Source organism: Streptomyces sp. NPDC002055 (assembly GCF_040296705.1).
Taxonomy (GTDB): domain Bacteria; phylum Actinomycetota; class Actinomycetes; order Streptomycetales; family Streptomycetaceae; genus Streptomyces.
On the sequence record NZ_JBEOXS010000102.1, the window covers coordinates 1 to 16,161 of the forward strand.

General features: G+C 70.6%; 18 protein-coding genes and 1 pseudogene. 10 read left to right on the forward strand and 9 right to left on the reverse strand.

Translation table 11 applies throughout. From position 1 onward, the window contains the following. Positions 1 to 111: 111 nt before the first annotated feature. From ABT112_RS33650 to ABT112_RS33660, 3 genes are all read right to left on the reverse strand, one after another. The gene (locus ABT112_RS33650; protein ID WP_351515607.1) at positions 112 to 441 is read right to left on the reverse strand and encodes a hypothetical protein; all 330 of its coding nucleotides are present in this window, start codon (positions 439 to 441) and stop codon (positions 112 to 114) included. Positions 442 to 602: 161 nt separating this feature from the next. Next, positions 603 to 743: a hypothetical protein gene (locus ABT112_RS33655; RefSeq protein ID WP_351515608.1), complete on the reverse strand. Its 141-nt coding sequence runs from the start codon at positions 741 to 743 to the stop codon at positions 603 to 605. A 39-nt stretch (positions 744 to 782) separates the two neighbouring features. Further along, positions 783 to 1,595, reverse strand: a complete 813-nt coding sequence (locus ABT112_RS33660; protein ID WP_351515609.1) for a hypothetical protein — start codon at positions 1,593 to 1,595, stop codon at positions 783 to 785. A gap of 339 nt (positions 1,596 to 1,934) precedes the next feature. Here ABT112_RS33660 and ABT112_RS33665 point away from each other — a divergent pair, with 339 nt between their 5' ends. The 3 genes from ABT112_RS33665 (at position 1,935) to ABT112_RS33675 (ending at position 4,469) form a co-directional block, all read left to right on the forward strand. Then, positions 1,935 to 2,687, forward strand: a complete 753-nt coding sequence (locus ABT112_RS33665) for a GntR family transcriptional regulator (RefSeq protein ID WP_351515610.1) — start codon at positions 1,935 to 1,937, stop codon at positions 2,685 to 2,687. Positions 2,688 to 2,871: 184 nt separating this feature from the next. Beyond that, positions 2,872 to 3,909 (forward strand): AAA family ATPase, encoded by a 1,038-nt coding sequence (locus ABT112_RS33670; RefSeq protein ID WP_351515611.1) that lies wholly within the window; start codon positions 2,872 to 2,874, stop codon positions 3,907 to 3,909. Next, on the forward strand, positions 3,906 to 4,469 hold the full coding sequence (locus ABT112_RS33675) for a phosphotransferase-like protein (protein WP_351515612.1): 564 nt from the start codon (positions 3,906 to 3,908) through the stop codon (positions 4,467 to 4,469). The genes ABT112_RS33670 and ABT112_RS33675 overlap by 4 nt, the downstream gene beginning before the upstream one ends. A gap of 7 nt (positions 4,470 to 4,476) precedes the next feature. On the opposite strand, the gene ABT112_RS33680 is transcribed toward ABT112_RS33675, so the two are convergent. Further along, positions 4,477 to 5,316 carry a DUF1932 domain-containing protein gene (locus ABT112_RS33680; RefSeq protein WP_351515613.1) on the reverse strand — a complete coding sequence of 280 codons (840 nt, stop codon included), beginning with the start codon at positions 5,314 to 5,316 and terminating at the stop codon, positions 4,477 to 4,479. Between the two features lie 4 nt (positions 5,317 to 5,320). Then, entirely contained in the window at positions 5,321 to 5,971 is a 651-nt protein-coding gene (locus tag ABT112_RS33685; protein WP_351515614.1) for an HAD family hydrolase, read from the reverse strand. A gap of 81 nt (positions 5,972 to 6,052) precedes the next feature. Here ABT112_RS33685 and ABT112_RS33690 point away from each other — a divergent pair, with 81 nt between their 5' ends. The 3 genes from ABT112_RS33690 (at position 6,053) to ABT112_RS33700 (ending at position 9,383) form a co-directional block, all read left to right on the forward strand. After that, positions 6,053 to 6,331 (forward strand): helix-turn-helix transcriptional regulator, encoded by a 279-nt coding sequence (locus tag ABT112_RS33690; protein ID WP_351515615.1) that lies wholly within the window; start codon positions 6,053 to 6,055, stop codon positions 6,329 to 6,331. A gap of 667 nt (positions 6,332 to 6,998) precedes the next feature. Then, positions 6,999 to 8,501 carry a serine/threonine-protein kinase gene (locus ABT112_RS33695; protein ID WP_351515616.1) on the forward strand — a complete coding sequence of 501 codons (1,503 nt, stop codon included), beginning with the start codon at positions 6,999 to 7,001 and terminating at the stop codon, positions 8,499 to 8,501. A 9-nt stretch (positions 8,502 to 8,510) separates the two neighbouring features. After that, complete coding sequence (locus ABT112_RS33700; protein WP_351515617.1) at positions 8,511 to 9,383, forward strand: DciA family protein; 873 nt, start codon at positions 8,511 to 8,513, stop codon at positions 9,381 to 9,383. A 258-nt stretch (positions 9,384 to 9,641) separates the two neighbouring features. Here the strand turns inward: ABT112_RS33700 and ABT112_RS33705 are convergent, their stop codons facing one another. After that, positions 9,642 to 10,718 carry a hypothetical protein gene (locus tag ABT112_RS33705; RefSeq protein ID WP_351515618.1) on the reverse strand — a complete coding sequence of 359 codons (1,077 nt, stop codon included), beginning with the start codon at positions 10,716 to 10,718 and terminating at the stop codon, positions 9,642 to 9,644. A 445-nt stretch (positions 10,719 to 11,163) separates the two neighbouring features. Between ABT112_RS33705 and ABT112_RS33710 the strand changes: the two genes are divergently transcribed. Continuing rightward, a complete protein-coding gene (locus ABT112_RS33710) occupies positions 11,164 to 11,889 on the forward strand; it encodes a hypothetical protein (protein ID WP_351515619.1) in 726 nt (241 codons plus the stop codon). Between the two features lie 11 nt (positions 11,890 to 11,900). On the opposite strand, the gene ABT112_RS33715 is transcribed toward ABT112_RS33710, so the two are convergent. Both ABT112_RS33715 and ABT112_RS33720 read right to left on the reverse strand, forming a co-directional pair. Continuing rightward, positions 11,901 to 12,326, reverse strand: a complete 426-nt coding sequence (locus ABT112_RS33715) for a hypothetical protein (protein WP_351515620.1) — start codon at positions 12,324 to 12,326, stop codon at positions 11,901 to 11,903. Between the two features lie 307 nt (positions 12,327 to 12,633). Further along, complete coding sequence (locus tag ABT112_RS33720) at positions 12,634 to 13,923, reverse strand: hypothetical protein (RefSeq protein WP_351515621.1); 1,290 nt, start codon at positions 13,921 to 13,923, stop codon at positions 12,634 to 12,636. A gap of 235 nt (positions 13,924 to 14,158) precedes the next feature. Between ABT112_RS33720 and ABT112_RS33725 the strand changes: the two genes are divergently transcribed. From ABT112_RS33725 to ABT112_RS33735, 3 genes are all read left to right on the forward strand, one after another. After that, positions 14,159 to 14,416 carry a hypothetical protein gene (locus tag ABT112_RS33725; protein ID WP_351515622.1) on the forward strand — a complete coding sequence of 86 codons (258 nt, stop codon included), beginning with the start codon at positions 14,159 to 14,161 and terminating at the stop codon, positions 14,414 to 14,416. After that, entirely contained in the window at positions 14,413 to 14,838 is a 426-nt protein-coding gene (locus ABT112_RS33730; protein ID WP_351515623.1) for a PIN domain-containing protein, read from the forward strand. The genes ABT112_RS33725 and ABT112_RS33730 overlap by 4 nt, the downstream gene beginning before the upstream one ends. Before the next feature lie 169 nt (positions 14,839 to 15,007). Continuing rightward, a complete protein-coding gene (locus ABT112_RS33735; protein WP_351515624.1) occupies positions 15,008 to 15,688 on the forward strand; it encodes a hypothetical protein in 681 nt (226 codons plus the stop codon). A 129-nt stretch (positions 15,689 to 15,817) separates the two neighbouring features. Here the strand turns inward: ABT112_RS33735 and ABT112_RS33740 are convergent. Further along, positions 15,818 to 16,161, reverse strand: a pseudogene (locus ABT112_RS33740) (hypothetical protein); the annotation flags it as partial.

Genomic DNA, 16,161 nt, shown 5'->3' on the forward strand with positions numbered 1-16,161 from the left:
GAGCCACCCTCGTCCAGGGCTACAGCGCGTTCATCTACGAAGGCCCCTTCTGGTGCCGGGAGATCCACCGCGGCCTCGCCGCCCGCCGCGCCGCCTGTATGACGTGCGGCATCAGTAGCCGAGGTTCTCGCAGGCCGGGCAGGTCCAGGCCGTGGCACCGGCGGGTGCCGGGGCGGCGCCGAACCGGCCGCCGCACCTGTCGCACTGCCACCCGCCGTTGCCCGTCAGGACGGGCAACGGGGCCGCGGCGAGCGCCGTCGGCTCCGGGTCGGGGCCGGCGGCGTCTTCCTCCCGCTGGATCTCCTTGGCGATCTCCTCCAGCACCGACCAAACGGCCGAGCACGTGTCGGCGTGCCAGGTCTGGCAGACCGGACAGAAGTACTCGGGATTCCCCGCCCGGGGCTCGGGCAGAGTGATCACTGCTGCGATAGTGGACGTCATCAGGAACACCACTTCCTGTTGAGCGGCCCTCGGGGATGGCCCCCCGGGGGCCGCGCCTGCTCCCCCGCGACAGGGGAGCCGGCTGCCGTACGAGCCGTACGAGCAGCCACGGCCCCCGCCACCCGGGTTGGGTGGCGAGGGCCGTGGTCGTTCGTGCAGGCTCAGCCGCGTTCGGCGTCGCGGGCGTCCAGCTCGGCCATGAACTCCTCGTACTCGGCCTGGTCCATCGCCTCGTAGGCCGCGTGCATCTCCTCCAGCTCAGCCTGGCGTGCGGCTACCCGTGCCTTGAGTTCGTCTTCCATGGTGTCCTTCCTGATGGAGATCGTTCGTCCGTGAACCGGTCAGGCGACCGACGTGGTCAGGTTCGTCCGCGCGTACCGCTTGCCCAGTTCGGCCTGTCGCCGCTCGTGCGCCTCCACGTCCTGCGGCGCCAGCGGGACCTCGGTGCCCTCGGTCGGGGCGTCACCGGCGGGCACCTGCGCACGCCGGGTGTCGGCCTTCCGCACCGCGGCGGCCGTCGCCCTCCACTCCCTGGCCCGCGACGCGGGACGGCGCTCCGCCTGGCGCTCCTGCCGCTGCCGCTGCTCGCGGGCGAACTGGGCGCTGGCCGCGGTCTCCGCCTGCCGGGCCTCCAGTTCGGCGCCCATCTCGCACCGGCCACCCGCCGTGCACACCTGGCACGAGCCGCGGTGGGCGGCGACGGCGGCATCTGCCGCCTCCAGCAGCGCGGGCAACCGCACGACCGGACTCTTGGCAGCGGCGCTCATGCGGCTCACCGGAGCGGCCGGGGCCGGGAGCGGCTTGTAGAACTGCCGGGCCGCGCGCCGGTTCTCCTGCGGCATGGCGTCCCGCAGGAGGCGGTTCTGCTTGGCCTGCCAGCGCTGGACGTCGATGTTGATGTCCACGAGCTGGTTGCTGCCGGGGCAGAGGGTGTGCTTCTCGCCCTCGGCGACCTTGTCGGAGATGCAGTGCTCGCGGATCTTGAGGACCTTGTCGCCCATGATCCGGCGCCAGGTGCGGCAGTCGGGGCAGGCGATCGTTTTCGTCTCGCCGGGGCGGACGTTGAAGTCCTCCGGGGCCATGGTGCTGAGCAGCAGCGGCGCACGGCGGTTGGTGTGCTTGGTCCGGACGCGGCCGGGGCGCTTGCGGGGCATCGAGGCCTCCTGACGTGGGATCGGGTGCGGGTGCTGCCTTCTCTGCCGCGCCAGGCCGGCCTTTCGGCTGGGTGGTCCTGGCGGACAGACAGCGCAGCAGCGCTGTTCGAGGTGGATCAGGTGGAGCTATTGAGTACAGGTGCCTAGGCCGGGGGAGCTCGGCTCACCCCACTGCCCGCCGCCCCGAGAGGCGGTGACCCTGCTGTTGTGCAGTCGTGCTGGTGCGGGAGGCGCTCAGCGCCGTCCGCGGACACCACAATGGCATGTCTTCTAGAAGACTTCAAGCTCTTCTAGAATGTGGTTGACTGTTCGACACAACACAAGTGGAGAGGAGTCGCCATGCCAGCTCCGGCTTCCAAACCGCCCAAGTGGCGACAGATCGCGGATGAGATCGCGAGGAAAATCGAGACCGGCGTCTATGAAGCTGGGGATCGACTTCCGTCGGTCCAGACCCTTGTCGCTGAGGGCAAGGGGGCCACGGCGACAGTCCATCGCGCCTACCAAGCTCTGGAGGCGGAAGGGCTGATTCGTACGACACAGGGCAGGGGCACCACGGTGCTGGGTCCCAGCGATATTCCTCCGTCGACCCTGACGGGGGCCGCGCGTTTGGAGCGTCTTCGCCGCACTGGCAGGCCGCTGGCCCCCCGCGAAAGCTACGTGAACTCTCGCGCCGTAATCCGCTCCTGTGCGGATACCGAGATCGCAAACCTCCTCGGAATCGACCTCTACGACGAGGTGGTGTTGAGGAGCCGGACCTTTGTCCAGGACGGTAAACCCACAGTCCTGGCCCTGAACATGATCCACATGCGCGCCCTGGGGCCTCTGCCGGAACTGCTCGACAAAGGACCCATGCCAAAGTTCCGCCACGACCTGTACACGGAGCGCACTGGTAGGACGATCGCCGGTGGACCGGAGCAGAGCACCGCGAGGCTGGCTTCCAACAACGAACTCGATGAGTTCGGCATTGATGTACCGCCGGATGTCCCTGTCCCAGTTCTCGTGTTGCGGACCCTCTACTCCGACGACGACGGCCCGCTCGAGGTTTGGGAGGACATTCTGCGGCCCGGTGTGTGGCACGGAGGCCGCTCCTGACCCTCGTTGACTAGCCATTGCTCTGCGCCTCCTTCGGTCACTTCGTTGTGTGGGGCAATCACACCGGCTGGGACGAGAAAGGAACATCACAGAGGCTTGTTGAAGCACGTGCACAGCTGTGTTCACGTGCTTTCAACATCCGCGTACACATGAGATTCGGGGTCCGCGTCCTAGGCTCGCGGCCATGACGATGTCGGAGGGGCAGAGAATGGGGAAGCAGCGAGCGGGGTGGCGGCCTGACCGGCTGCGCGAACAGCGGGAGGCCCACGGCCTCACCCTGGAGAAGGCCGGCGAACGCCTCCGCGAGGTTGCCGAACAGGCCCAGTTGAAGGGCATCCCGGCAGCGAATCCGCAGACACTGTGGCAGCACGAGCAGGGCGAGGTCTTCCCGGGCCCGCACTACCGTCGCGCCTACTGCCTCTTGTACCGCGCGACCGAGCCAGACCTCGGATTCCGTGCCGCGCTGCCGGGTGAAGAGAGCTCCTTCCGGATCACACCGCTGGGTGACCAGATGAACGGCTCGCAGGTCCTGGCTGTGGAGCGTGCGATTCACCGCCTCGCGCCGGGGAGCGAGGGTGTTGACCACTTTGGCCTTCAGCAGCGGATCATCGACGCGTGGAAGCGCCGTCATACGGGCGGCGATCCGCACCGTCCGGTCCTGATCCTGGTCGGCGGGTTCGCCGGCTCCGGGAAGACCGAGCTCGCCCGGTTCTTCGTCCAGCTCACCGGTTGGCCTCTGCTCGACAAGGACCCGCTGACGCGCCCGTTGGTGGAGAAGCTGCTGGTAGCGCTGGGCGGCGATGCGAACGATCGGCACACGGAGCTGTACCGGGACCAGGTCCGGCCGGTGGAGTACGACTGCCTGATGCAGTCGGCCATGGCCAACATCAAGTGCGGGATCAGCACCGTGTTGAGCGCGCCGTTCATCGCGGAGATGACCGACGCGGACTGGATGCAGCGCCTGTCCAACCGCGCCGCGTCCATGGGTGTCGACGTGTTCCCCGTGTGGGTGCGCTGTGACGAGGAGTCGATGCGCGAGTACATCGGGTTCCGCTCCGCGGCCCGTGACGCCTGGAAGCTCGCCCGGTGGGAGGAGTACATGGCGACCATCGACCTGGATCTGCGCCCGGCGGTGCCGCACCTGGTCGTCGACAACCGGCTGGGCACCGCGGTCACGCTCGCAGACCAGGCCCGACAGGCCTTGGGGGTGATGTCCGCGTGAAGCAGGGCGTGATCCTCTACGGCCCGCCGGCGTCGGGCAAGGACACCGTCACCGAGGCGCTCGCCGAGCTCGACGCGCGGTACGCGCAGTTCGCGCGGCTCAAGGTCGGCTCGGGCAAGACGTCCGGCTACCGGATGGGCACGGCGGAGCAGCTGCGCGAGCTGGAGACCGCGGGGGACGTCGTCTACGCGAACAGCCGGTACGGCAACACCTACGTCATCGACGTGCCCGGCCTGGACGCTGCGTTCGAGGGCGGGGTGCCGGTGGTGCATCTCGGGCAGGTCGATGGCATCCGGGACCTGGTCGACGGCTATGCGGCCGAGTGGGTCGTGGTGTTGCTGTGGTGCCCGCGCGAGGTGACCGCGCAGCGGTCCGAGGGCCGGGGAGACAGCGACACCACAGCGCGCCTGGCGGCGTGGGAGGCAACCCGTAAGGACCTGGACGCGCACGCCGACGTGGTCTGGGACCTGACGGTGGACACCTTCGCGACGTCACCGGAGAAGGCGGCCGAGCTCATCGACCAGCTGCGGATCCGGCGGGCGGGAGCAGCGACGGCATGACCATGGGCTACGGGTGGGCGAGTCGGTCCAGGGCGTCGGTGAGGGAGAGCTCGCTGTCGTCCCTGGCGTCGTTCCACCGTGCCAGCGTGGACGCGGTCGCGCGCAGCATCTCCGGTGGGAGGCCGGCGGCATCGAGGGTGTCGGCGGCTTCTTCCAGCTCCGGGCCCCAGCGCCAGGCGCGCTGTGCCGTCTTGACGACGTACTGCGGCTCCGCGAGGTATGAGTCGGTTCGCCGGGAGGCGACCTCGATGAGCTCCTGGTCGACGCCGTGCTCGCGCGCCATCCCGACAGCGAGCGCCACCAGCACCCGCGAGGTCTTCTGGAACGAGGCGTACGACAGCTTCAACGCGGACGCCTTGCCGACCGCGGTGCCCAGCGTCGCCGTCTGCACGGCGGTGGCCGCGAAGAGCTCCTCGACCTGTGCGGTCGCGGCGGCCGGGCCGGACAGGTACAGCGTCGGCGTTTTGCAGCGTACGGGCGGGGAGCCAACGACTCCGCCGTCCACGACGACCGCGTCCGGTCCGAGGAGCTCGGCAACCCGCTGCACCCGCGCGGGGCTGATGGCGTTCGCCTCCACGAACACCCCGGTGAAGCGGTGCTCGGCGACGTCGCGGGCGAGGTCCTCGGCAGCGGCCGGCGGGCAGAGGCTGATGACGATGTCGCTGCGGTCCAGCAGCTCGGCCAGCGTGGCCACCGGCGTCAGCCCGAACTGTTCGGCGCGCTCTGCGGACGCCGTACTGCGCCCGGCCTCGCACCACAGGACCGCGGCCGCGTTGGTCGCGGCGCAGGAGGCGACGGCAGCTCCCATGCTGCCGGGGTGGAGGATGCCGACGGTGGGCTGGTCCACAGTGCTACTCCGAGCTCTTGTTCAGCAGGATGGTGATGGCGTCGGTGACGTCGTCCACGACGTGGTGCGCGGCGGGGAGCCCGTCGGGCCAGGGGCGGCCGCGGAGCCAGATGGTGCGCAGACCGGCCTGCTGTCCGCCGCCGACGTCCCCGGCCGGGTTGTCGCCGACCATCCAGCCGCCGTCCGCAAGGCTCACTCCGCAGCGGGAGGCCGCGAGTTCGAACAGGCTCCGATCCGGCTTGCGGATCTCCAGGTCTCCCGAGACGGCGACGCCGTCGACCACGTCGGCGAGGCCGGTCGCGGCGAGTTTGGCGCGCTGGATGTCACCGGCACCGTTGGTGACGACGCCGACCGTCCACGCGGCAGCGCGCAGACGGGCCAGGCCCTCGAGGACCTCCGGTCGGCAGGCGACGGCGGCCGCCATCAGGTCGACGTACTCCTGCCACAGGTCCGCGGCCGATACCTCCAGGCCGAAGGCGTCCTGCAGCCGGACGAAGTCGCCGACGGTCGCCCGGTCGGCCAGCTGGATGCGCAGCCACTGTTCGGCATCCGGGGAGAGCGCGCGGGAACGGCACAGGCCAGTCAAGGCGTCGCTGAGCGCCGACTGCCGGTCGGCCAGCGTGCCGTCCAGATCGAAGAACACGGTGCGGGACACGGGCACGGACACTACCGGGCGTCAAACGAAGTGCACTTCCGGAGATCACTTCGTGTATCTTTTCAGGCACCGTTTTCTAGGATGGAGGCCGCGATGTCGGATCCGTTGCGTCGTATCGATGCTCTGGTGGATTCCGACATACTCCCTTCGCCTCGTGTTCGGCAGCAGCTGCGGGTCGCCGCCGGGCTCACCCAGGCGGAAGTCGCCCACGCCATCGGCGTTCAGCGCGTCGCCGTCGCACGGTGGGAGGCAGGGCTCACCAAGCCCCACCGCGGCAATCGGCTGAAGTACGCGCACTTCCTCCGTCGGCTTGCCGAAAAGTACCCGGCCGCCACCCAGGAGACGCCGGGTGAAGACTGATCCCGTACCTGATTTCGGGCATGCCGACTCCACCTTCGGAATCGAGGGGGTCGGGGTGACGTAGCCGCCACCGGCCGCACGCACAGAAGGCGGACTGACAATCCACCGGACACGCACGGCCCTTCGCTCGGTTCCGGCTTGACACCCGGCCCCGAGATCGGCTCTTCGAGCCACTTCTCCAACGAGCAAAACACCCCGCCTGACAAGCGGGTCGGCCCCCTTGACAAGGGCCTCACACCAAGCAACACCCCGGCCACTGACAGGGCCGGTGCATCACCAAGCAACACCCCCGGTCGCTGACAACGGCCGGGCGCATCGCCCACCGAACCGAGAGGAAGGGAGGTCCCCACTCACCTGTTCGATGCCCACCCGCTCCTCACGGAGGGGGCGGTCCCACCCACCCGCTGAGAGATACGTCCGGCGATACGCCGGGCGATCCACCACACGGAGAGGCGGTCGTCTTAATAGTGCACGACCTGGTGTCCCCTTGTCAGCCTGAACCTGCCCATTTCAAGCCGGTTTGGGCCCTTCGCGTGTCCCACGTGACGGGATCCGCGCGCCCTGTTTGCACTGTTCGCGGCATTACTCACGAAGGTTCTCGGGGTCGGTATGACACTCCGGCCTCGGTGCTCGGGACCGGTGTGCTCCTGGCCGCCGGAGGTGGCCAGTGAGCGCCGTGGCGGAGCCGGCCGCCGTGATGCTGCCCGCTCCGCGCCGTGCCGTCGACGACGCCGACGCAGTCGCCGTGGTGCCCGAGCTGTTCGTGGCCGAGGCGTCGCAGTGGCTGTCGACCTCCTCGGGCCGGATCGCGGGCGAGGGCTACTCCTGGATGCAGGCGGTCCACTGGGTCGCCGGGTCCGGGCTGTACCAGCCGCGGCGCCACCGGTCTCACGGCCCGCGCAGCTTCGGCCCGACGACCGTGCGCGTCGCCCAGGAGCTCGCGGCTCTGTCGCCGTGCCGTCCGGGCATCAAGTACCTGATGCGCCGGGTCGGCCTGTCGGAACGGGCGGTGCAGGACCACCTGCGCATCCTGCGGGAGACCGGGCTGCTCGCGTGGATCGTCAAGGGCACCCGGGTAGCCGGCGACGGCGGCCAGGCGTCGGAGTTCGCACGGATGATCCCGCCCGAGTTCGACGTCGCGCTGGGGATCCGCACGGTGCAGCGGGACGAGGACGCTCCGGCGTACACGCGGGCGGTGTCCGGGATCGCGGAGGCCGGCCGGGAGCTGGTGGCGAAGCTGGCGAAGAAGGCGGCCCGGAAGGTGCGCAAGCCGCGGTCGACGACGTCCTCCAAGGCCCCGGCGAAGGGTGCTGAGCAGGGTGCTGTGACGGCTGTTTCGGATGAGGCCCGTTGCACCCCAATGCAGGTCGGTACCTCAGCTCTTTCTACTGCGGGTACTACTTCCCTCCCCCCTGAGAGCAAGCTCGCAAGCGGGGAAGCCAAGTCCCCCACCCCGAAGAAGTCCAAGGCGAAGGCCGGCGGTCGCCGGAAGCTCAACGTCGTCGGCCGCCGCTTCCAGCTGGCCCGTGAGCTGACCCAGGAGCTGGACTGGCTGCGCGGCTGCTCGGTGCCCCGGATCGCCTGGGTGGCCCGGGGCGTCGCTGATGCCGGATGGACCGTGACCGACGTCCGTGGCTGGCTGCACCTGCGCGGCGAGGCGGCCCGGGTCCGCCGGGGCTCCGGCCTGCTCGCCGTGCTGCTGGCCGGTGCGGAGACGGCCCTGAACACCCCCGCCAAGCGGGCCGACGCCGTCGAGCAGTGGCGCGGTGCCCAGGAAGCCGCCCGCCGTGACCGCGTCCAGCAGGTCCGCGCCCGCACCGAGCGGTACGACGGCGACTGGCACGCCCCGTCCAGCCGCGCTGTCCAGGAGGAGGTGGAGGCAGCATTCGCCCAGGTCAGGGACGCGGCGAACGGCGGCCGCCACCAGGACCAGGACGACGTCGCCGACGACCAGGACCTCGAGGCGGAGCTGAGCGAGCAGGAGCTGGCGCAGCTGCGCGCTGACGCCTGGGGCCAGCTCATGGAAGGCGAGACGGACCTCGTCATGACGGCCGTGAACTCCCTGGGGCCGCCCGCCGCCGAACGCATCTACGGCGCGGAGCTGGTGCACCGCGCCCGCCAGATCGCGAGCGGCTCCCGAAGCTCTCTGATGACCTACGGACGCCGGTAGGAGGCCGACATGACCGAGCAGACCACCACCAACGACCAGACCACCACCGGCGGCGACAGCACCCCGGAGGTCTCCGGCGCCGACCTCGCCCGGATCGCGCTGCAGCAGGCCCGGCTGGCCGCGAAGAACACCGGCGACCAGACCCGGGCCCCGCACCGCCGCCGTCCCACGGCCGTGAAGCGGGACAGGCGGGACCCCAGCGGGTTCGCTGTGGTACTCGCCGGCCTGATGGCCGACCGGGCCTGGGAGCTCCCGGCCGCCGGCGGCAGCATCCTGGACCGCTGGCCCGACATCGCGGCCGCCGTCGCCCCGCAACTGCCCCACCACGTCCAGGCCGTCGCCTTCCACCCCGAGACCGGGCAGCTCGACCTGCGCCCCGACTCCCCGGCCTACGCCACCCAGCTGCGCCTGATCACCGCGCGGATCGTCGCCACGGCCAACGAGTCGGCCGGCACCGACGCGGTGCGCACCGTCCAAGTCCTGCCGCCCGGCACCGCGCCCGCGCCCCGGACCACCCCCGAGGCCCCGGCCGCCGGACGGGACGCTCCGCAGGCGCCGGTGAAGACGCGCGAGATGGGATCGCCCGGCTTCCGCCAGGCGCTCGCCGCGCACCAGGCCACCGCACAGCCGAGCCGGACCGACCCCTCGATCGCGAAAGCGGTGGAACGCCAGACCGCTGCGATGCGCGCGCTCAGCCGCCGGGCGTTCCCCATCCCGGACGATGCGCCGACCCCCATCGAGCAGGCCCGTGCCCAGCGCCGCCGCCAGGCCGCGGCCACCGAGGCCGCCGCCCTGCGCCGGGCCCGAGCCGAACGCGCCGCCCGGGAAGCCGGCACCGCAGCCGCCGTCCCGCAGCCCGCTGTTCTCCGGACCACAGCCTGAGCCCCCCGACAGCATCCTGTACGCCACCAAGCCCCCCATCGGGAACAGCATGCGAGACACCATCGGATACACCCGGTCCGCACACCACGGCAGAACAGTGCAGGCCACCGCCCGCGGTGCACGGCGGCCACGGGCCGACTTCCCCTCCTGTGCCCCCTGCTCCCGGATCGATGGGGGTCGGTGGTGCGCGTCGGGGGAACACCCGGCAGCGGCCGGAACGACGGGCCGCCGCCGGCCGCCGCTACGCCACGCCGCCGTTCAGCAGGTCGGAGTCAAGGACGGCGGGCGAGAACATCCTGCGCCCTGGTGCTGATCGTGATGCTGGACCGCTTCCTGGGGAAAGGCACGGGACATCCAACCTGCCGGTGCACCGACTTGGCGCAGCGTTGCGATCTGCCAGTCGTAGTCGCGTCCTTCGGGACTGGCGTGGACACGCAGGTAGATGGAGTCGTCCGTGCCGGTGTGGCCTTCGAGGTAGAAGGCGCAGGTGTGGTTCCACTGGTAGGGGGTGTCCGGTGCGGCGCAGTGGCAGAACCGGTGGGCCACGTGCACCGGCAGGCCCCATCGCGGGTGGCAGAGGCGCTGCAGGAGCTGGTCGTGCCATGGGGCCCGTGGGTGGGCGGTGCGGGCGTCGATCTTCCAGCTGTCGCCGTCGTCCCAGCACTGGACGCGGTAGAACGCGGTGACGGTGTGGAAGAGCGCGATTCGTCGGAGGAGCGCGCTGCCCACCGCGTCCTGTCTGGTTCGCCCGCGTTCGAGACTGGGATATGCCTGGAGGAAGTCGGCTTCCACGGGATCGAGCTCCGGGGCCGTCCACAGCGGTCGGAGACCGTTGTGTTCGCACCAGTGCCGGTGCCGGCCCTCGATGTCCGCCCAGTCCTCCGCCAGTCCGTTGGGCAGAGCGAGGACGAGCGTTGCTGCCTGCCCAGGGCCCTTCACCATGTGCAGGTGCAGCTGCCGGCCGCGGGCTTTGACGCCGCTCACCCGCAAGCCGGGGATCCCGGGCACATCGTCCCCGCTGCCCGGTGCGGGAGCCGCGGGCAGCAGGCGACTCAGGCAGTGCTCGGGGAAGGAGTACCGCTCCTGGTCCAGGTAGGCGTCGAGGTGCAGGGTAAGGGACGTGCCGGAGCTGGTCAGGGAGGCGATGCCGAACGGGTGCGCGCACAGACTCGGAGAGGTGCCCAGTTGGGCGAGGACGCGGCTCTCCAGCCGCGTCTGCGCCGGCGACGCCGTGGGTGCCGGGTGGCTGGTCCGGAGGCCGGTGCGGCGGGAGTGCCCACTGCACTCGGCCCAGTAGCGGAGTTTGCGGGACTCCCACGAGGAGCGGCTGCTCACGACAGTGCCTTCCTGACGCGCCTCGGCCCGATCCCGGCACGCCAATGAACACTGACGAGTTGCTGTGGGTGATCTCGGTGGTACAGGCCGGTGCAATGCCACGCTCCTTGCGTTCCGGTACGCCGGATCGGGCGGCGGTCGGAACGTGGCCCGCCTCGGGCCATGCCCACCCAGCATCCAGCGGACCCGTGGGCCAAGACGAACGACACCGTCAAGGGGTCACTCGGATGGGCGTCACTCAGCTCGCCGGTCACATCAAGCAGGCCCGCGTGCAGCGGCGCCGCCAGGCCGCGGCGACTGAGGCCGCCGCCCTGCGCCGGGCCCGCGCCGCCCGCGGCACCTCGCTCCCGACCGCCGGCGGGAGAGGCGGCGTGATCAACCACGGTGGAAGCATGGGAAGTTCGCGCCCTGCCGCCCGTCCCGACCGGTGGCTACGCTGCCGGGCATGTCGAAGCATCGTCCATGGCCCGGCCCGAAGGGGCAGTCGTACGTCGCCGCGCCGGAGCTCCCGTCGTACGACCGACCACCGGCCTCGGAAGTTACCGTCGTGCGTCGTGACGGCACCCAGGAGACGCGGCCGGCTCTGGCACCGCGGCTGTCCCGGGGCTCGCACGACCCCGCCCGCGTCAAGCCTCGTCAGTCGGATGCGAAGTGCGGTAGCTGCGACGGGGAGTTCAAGGAGGGGCAGAAGAAGCAGCGCCTGAACGGCCGGCTCCGGCATCTGCCCGGCGAGTGCGCATGGAAGGCGGGGCCGCCCGCCCCGCCCCGCCCGACGGGCCGGAAGGTCCCCCTGCATGAGAAGGTCGCCCGCCGGTTCTGGATCCGTCGCTGCTGCCCCGTCTGCAACGCGAAGGCCGGCCAGGACTGCACCGACCCGGGCGAGCCCGGCGGCAAGGCGGTCCGGCGCGAGTACGGCCATGACGAGCGGATCGAACCGGTCCTGAAGGAACGCGAGGCCGCCGCGGAGGCCAAGAAGGCCCGCAGCGTGGAAGACCGGCGCACCGAGCGGGGGACAGCGAGCAAGGTGCCCTACTACCGGCTGATGAAGATCTCCTGCCCGGTCTGTCACGCCAAGCCGGATGCCGAGTGCGCGCTGCCCGCCGGGTCCCACCAGGCGCGGCGGGACATCCTCGCCCGTCACCTCTTGGGCGGCAGCCGTCGACGCCGGTAGACGCTTCGCCGTCAGGCCGCAGGCGTCTGGCCGGACGGCACGGCCTGGTCGTCGTCGACACCCCAGAGCGCGCGGGCGAGGAAGTACAGGGCGACCATCCCGGCGTAGATGAACGCGCCCCAGCCGAAGGTCAGCATGAAGACGTTCGCGTCGCCGCGCGGGGCGCTGTAGGCGACGCCCTGCCCGGTGGTGAACAGCCACGGGAACCAGGCCGATCGGACGAAGCCCGGGTCGGCGTACTGGCCGCCGCCCCGGCGCCACGCCATCAGTGGGACCGACGCGAAGCCGACGCTGGCCAGGCAGTACATGAGCGCGAAGAAGTCGTTGGCGATGAACTGGTGGCCGTTGCTGATCCCGAGGTAGGCGACCCCGGGCAGGAACAGCGCGGCCGGCACCCCGTAGCCCAGTACCTCACCGCGGTCTCGGTCCTTCGCCACGCTCTCCTCCTGCTGCTGTCGATGTCTGCGTGGGCACCGTACCGGCCGCGCAAAGCCGGGTCCGCCGATCTGCAGCAGCGGCCGGGCAGGGGGGCCGGCTACTCGTGGCGGGCGAGTTCCTCGGGGGTGGGCACGTGCCGGGTGACGTACGGCTGGCCGCGAAGCGGGACGGGCGGGAGCCCTCCGGATTCGCCGCGGCCGTCGCCCCGCAGCTGCCCCACCACGTCGCCGCCGCATGCGGGACACCATCGGCTACACCCGGTCCGTGCAGGGCACCCGGCATCCCGCCCGGGTGCCCTGGAGCTGTTCACGCGGCGGCGGGTCCGGCGTCCTCGTCGGGTTCTGTGGTCTGCTCCGTCGATGTCGGCGGGGTGCCTGGGCTGTCCGGCTTGTCGTCAGCCTCGGCGTCGTCCGCGGCGGCCGGGGCGCTCTGGGCGGGGGAGGTCCGGTCATCGAGGGTGATGGTGACCGGCTCACCGCCGGGGCTGATCCCGGTCAGGCTCTCCTCGATCCGCTCGTAGAGGGTGGTGGCGAGTTCACGGTCCCCATCGCCGTCGGCGGCGGTGTGCTGGAGGGCGTGCAGGCTGATCAGCAGGGCGATCAGGGAGCGGCCTGACAGCGCCGCGCGGATGCGCTCGCCTCCTTCGTCGGCGACCTGCGGCGGCACACGGAAGTGCGGGTGCCGCCCGGCGTGGGCGGTGATGAACTCCCAGATGTCGCGGTGGCACAGCAGGCTCGCGGAGGAGACGCGGGCCGCCGTCTTGAGCAGAGCACCGTGCTCTGGACCCACCTCGACAGCCGCGGCCTCGGTGGCGGCGTCGGGCCGCGGCCGCAGCTCTTCCATGGCGGTGCGCAGCTGCGCGAACTCCTGCTGCAGGGAGACGAGCGAGGCCCGCGCTTCCTCCCTGGCGGAGCTGATCTCCGCCTTGACCTCACCGACCGCTTCGAGCAGCGCGGCCGGTACGTCCTGCTGGTCGCCGGTCGGCCCCTCGCGGTCGCTGTCCGGGGCGGTGAGCAGGGCGAGCACGGGGGCGAGTTCCTCGGTGAGAACCTCACGGACGGCATCACGCACTTCACCGACCGCCAGTGCCGGACCGGGCGAGGAGTCCTGGTCGGCGGTGCGCTGCGCCGGGATCGCCGTGTGGAGGGCAGCTCCTTCGGCGAGCTCGTCGGACTCGGTGACGGTGGCGACCGGCGCCGGCTGGAGAGCGGTGTCGTCCTCCTGGATGCCCGAGGCTTCCCGTGGGGCCGCAGAAGGGGCGGGGGAGGGCGGTGCGGGCGGGGCGAGGTCCGCGAGCACTCCGCGGACCTCCCGCAGTTCGGCGCGCAGCTGGGCGACGACATCGTGGACGGCGTTGTTGAGTGCGTCCCCGCTGGAGTTCAGCTTGTTGTGGACGTCGCGGAAGTTCGAGCGCATCCGGCCGAGCTCGTCCACGACCTCCTGGGTCGTCTTGTCGTGGGCGGCCTGGCCGGCCGACTCCAGCTTCTCCACACTCTTGTCGAGCGCGTCCCGGAGATTCTTGTCCGTGTGCATGACGGCGGTGTGGAGCATCGCCAGCGTGTTGGTCAGGTCCGGATTCGACGAGCGTGCCATCATCCCCCATTTCGTCGCGGTGAGTAGTTGATCGAGTTCACTGCGTATGCTGCCCGGGGTGGAGCTCCCCGCGGGGGCAGATCAGATCAACTGGCTTGAGATCGACCGTCGTTCAGGCTGAAACCGACCCGGCCAGGTCTCGGTGACCAGCCCGTGTGGGTGTTTGCGCCTTCGCAGGCCCCGACCCCGAGATAGGGTACGGGTACGTACCCGTACCCCTGGGGCTAGGAGCAACATGATGCCCGATGCCAATGTCCGTATCCCCGAGGAAGCCAAGGACCGACTGGCGGCCATAGCGGCTGCGGAGGGCTTGTCGCTGCGCGCCTACCTGGCACGCCTGGCCGAGACACTGCTGACCCCGGGTGAGCGGGCCGAGCGCGCCGAACGGGCACGGGCCGCGCTGAAAGAGTGGAACGGCTACGCACCCACCGCTGACCAGGAGCAGGAGCTGGACAGCGAACTGGACCGACGTCTGGCCCAGGTGACCGGCCGGTGAGCGACGCCGTGCACATCGTCCTGGACGACACCGCCATGGCCGCGGCCGGCCAGGGCAACATCCTCGCCTCCCGCCTGATCCACCGCGCCCACGCCGAAGCCGGCTGGTTCCTCTACGCCCCCGCGTGCGCGTTAGTCGAAGCCGACCGGGCCCGCCCCGGCACGGCCGAACATCTGGCCTCCCTGCCCGGCATCACCGTCCTGGACCTGGACCTGGCCGCTGCCCTGGCCGTGGCACGGCAGGAGACCTGGGCAGCAGCGCACAGCCAGTACGCAGCGCAGCCCACCGCGGACCGTCCCGACGGAGCGATCATCGCCACCACCGCCCCACACCGGTGGGTGACAGAGCCGGTCCGCGTACTGGACCTGAACCCCTGGGCTACGCAGCAGACAGCTGCGTCCCCCGTCCTCGCAGATTGCTGACGATCAACATGACGCTGCTGCTGGGATCCTGGACGTCCTGGGCCAGCTCGTCAACGGCGTCACGCAGGCCGGCCTCTGAACCGGGCCTCAACGGCTGTGGCGCCGTGGGCCGGTTCCCGGGCGGTGCATGCTTGTTCTCAGGCCACCGATAACAGCTCAGGAGCACCACATGGCCCCGTCCTTCAGCGGCGCATTCCTCACCAACATCTCGGACGCGCTCGTCGATCTGGGACCGGCCGGCATCCACCTCACCTCACTGACCCTCACCCCCAGCCACCAGGCTGTCCTCACCCAGACAGATCAGACCGTCCATGGCCGGCTTCCGGACACTGCCGACGTGTTTCCTCTTGCGGAACTACCGTCAGGTGGGCGGTTCGCCTCTCACGAGCAGCGCCGCGAGGCCTTCTGGCAGCCGGCCCCGCACGCCCCGGCCTACCTCCACCTCGCTTGGCTGCTCAACGAACTGGGTGAAGAGCTGAACACTCTCCGGGCAGCCGGGCTGATCCTTCTGCGTGCAGAGTCTCCCGAGCCCGACAGCGTTGACCTGATCCTCGTACACCATCCCGTTCACACCGCTGCCGAGCCGCCGACGAACGTTTCCCCAGAGGGAGAACCCCGGTACCAGGCAAGCTACCAACCCCCCGAAACGGGGCATGACCAGCGTGCAACGGGCGCGAGCACCGGGACGACCTACCGTGTCCGTGTACAGCTCCAGGACCGTGACGACCCTCTCGAATTCCCCGCCATGTACCTGAGAGAACTGTTCGAGGAGAGCAGGCATACGCGCTGGATGACGACCAGCACGACACACTCACCCCTGCCGTTGGTCGACCTCCGCAGCGTGTTGTGAGGTCCCTGGTGCTCTGACCGGGAAGGTTCACCGGGTTGCCGTTCACGGTGTGGGCCTTGCGGGCGGTTTGATGTGACGACATCCAGGAAGCCGGCCGAGGCTGAGACAGGGGACGGTTGACACGGACCGTCACCGTCGTCCGCGTCGTCTACGGGACTGCGGGACAGGAGCTGCTCGCTGTAGGGGAACTGTGCAGGACGTGCCCGTCGCGGGTGGCGAGCACCATGCTGAGGCCCGGGCCAACGAAGCCAGCAGTTCGCCGGCGGTGGCGACGTCGTGGGTCTCCCAGGCGAGGACGACTTCGTCCGCGCCGGTCGCCGCGGCGATGTTCGCGAGTTCGGAGATCCCGGCGAGCGCGTCCTGGCCGGCCGGCGCACCCAGCCCGGTCCGGCGGGTGCGCCGCAGCAACCCGCCGGTAGTGCAACTGTGCAGGTCAAAGCGTTTTGGCAGCTGCCGCACGAAGCGGCCACACT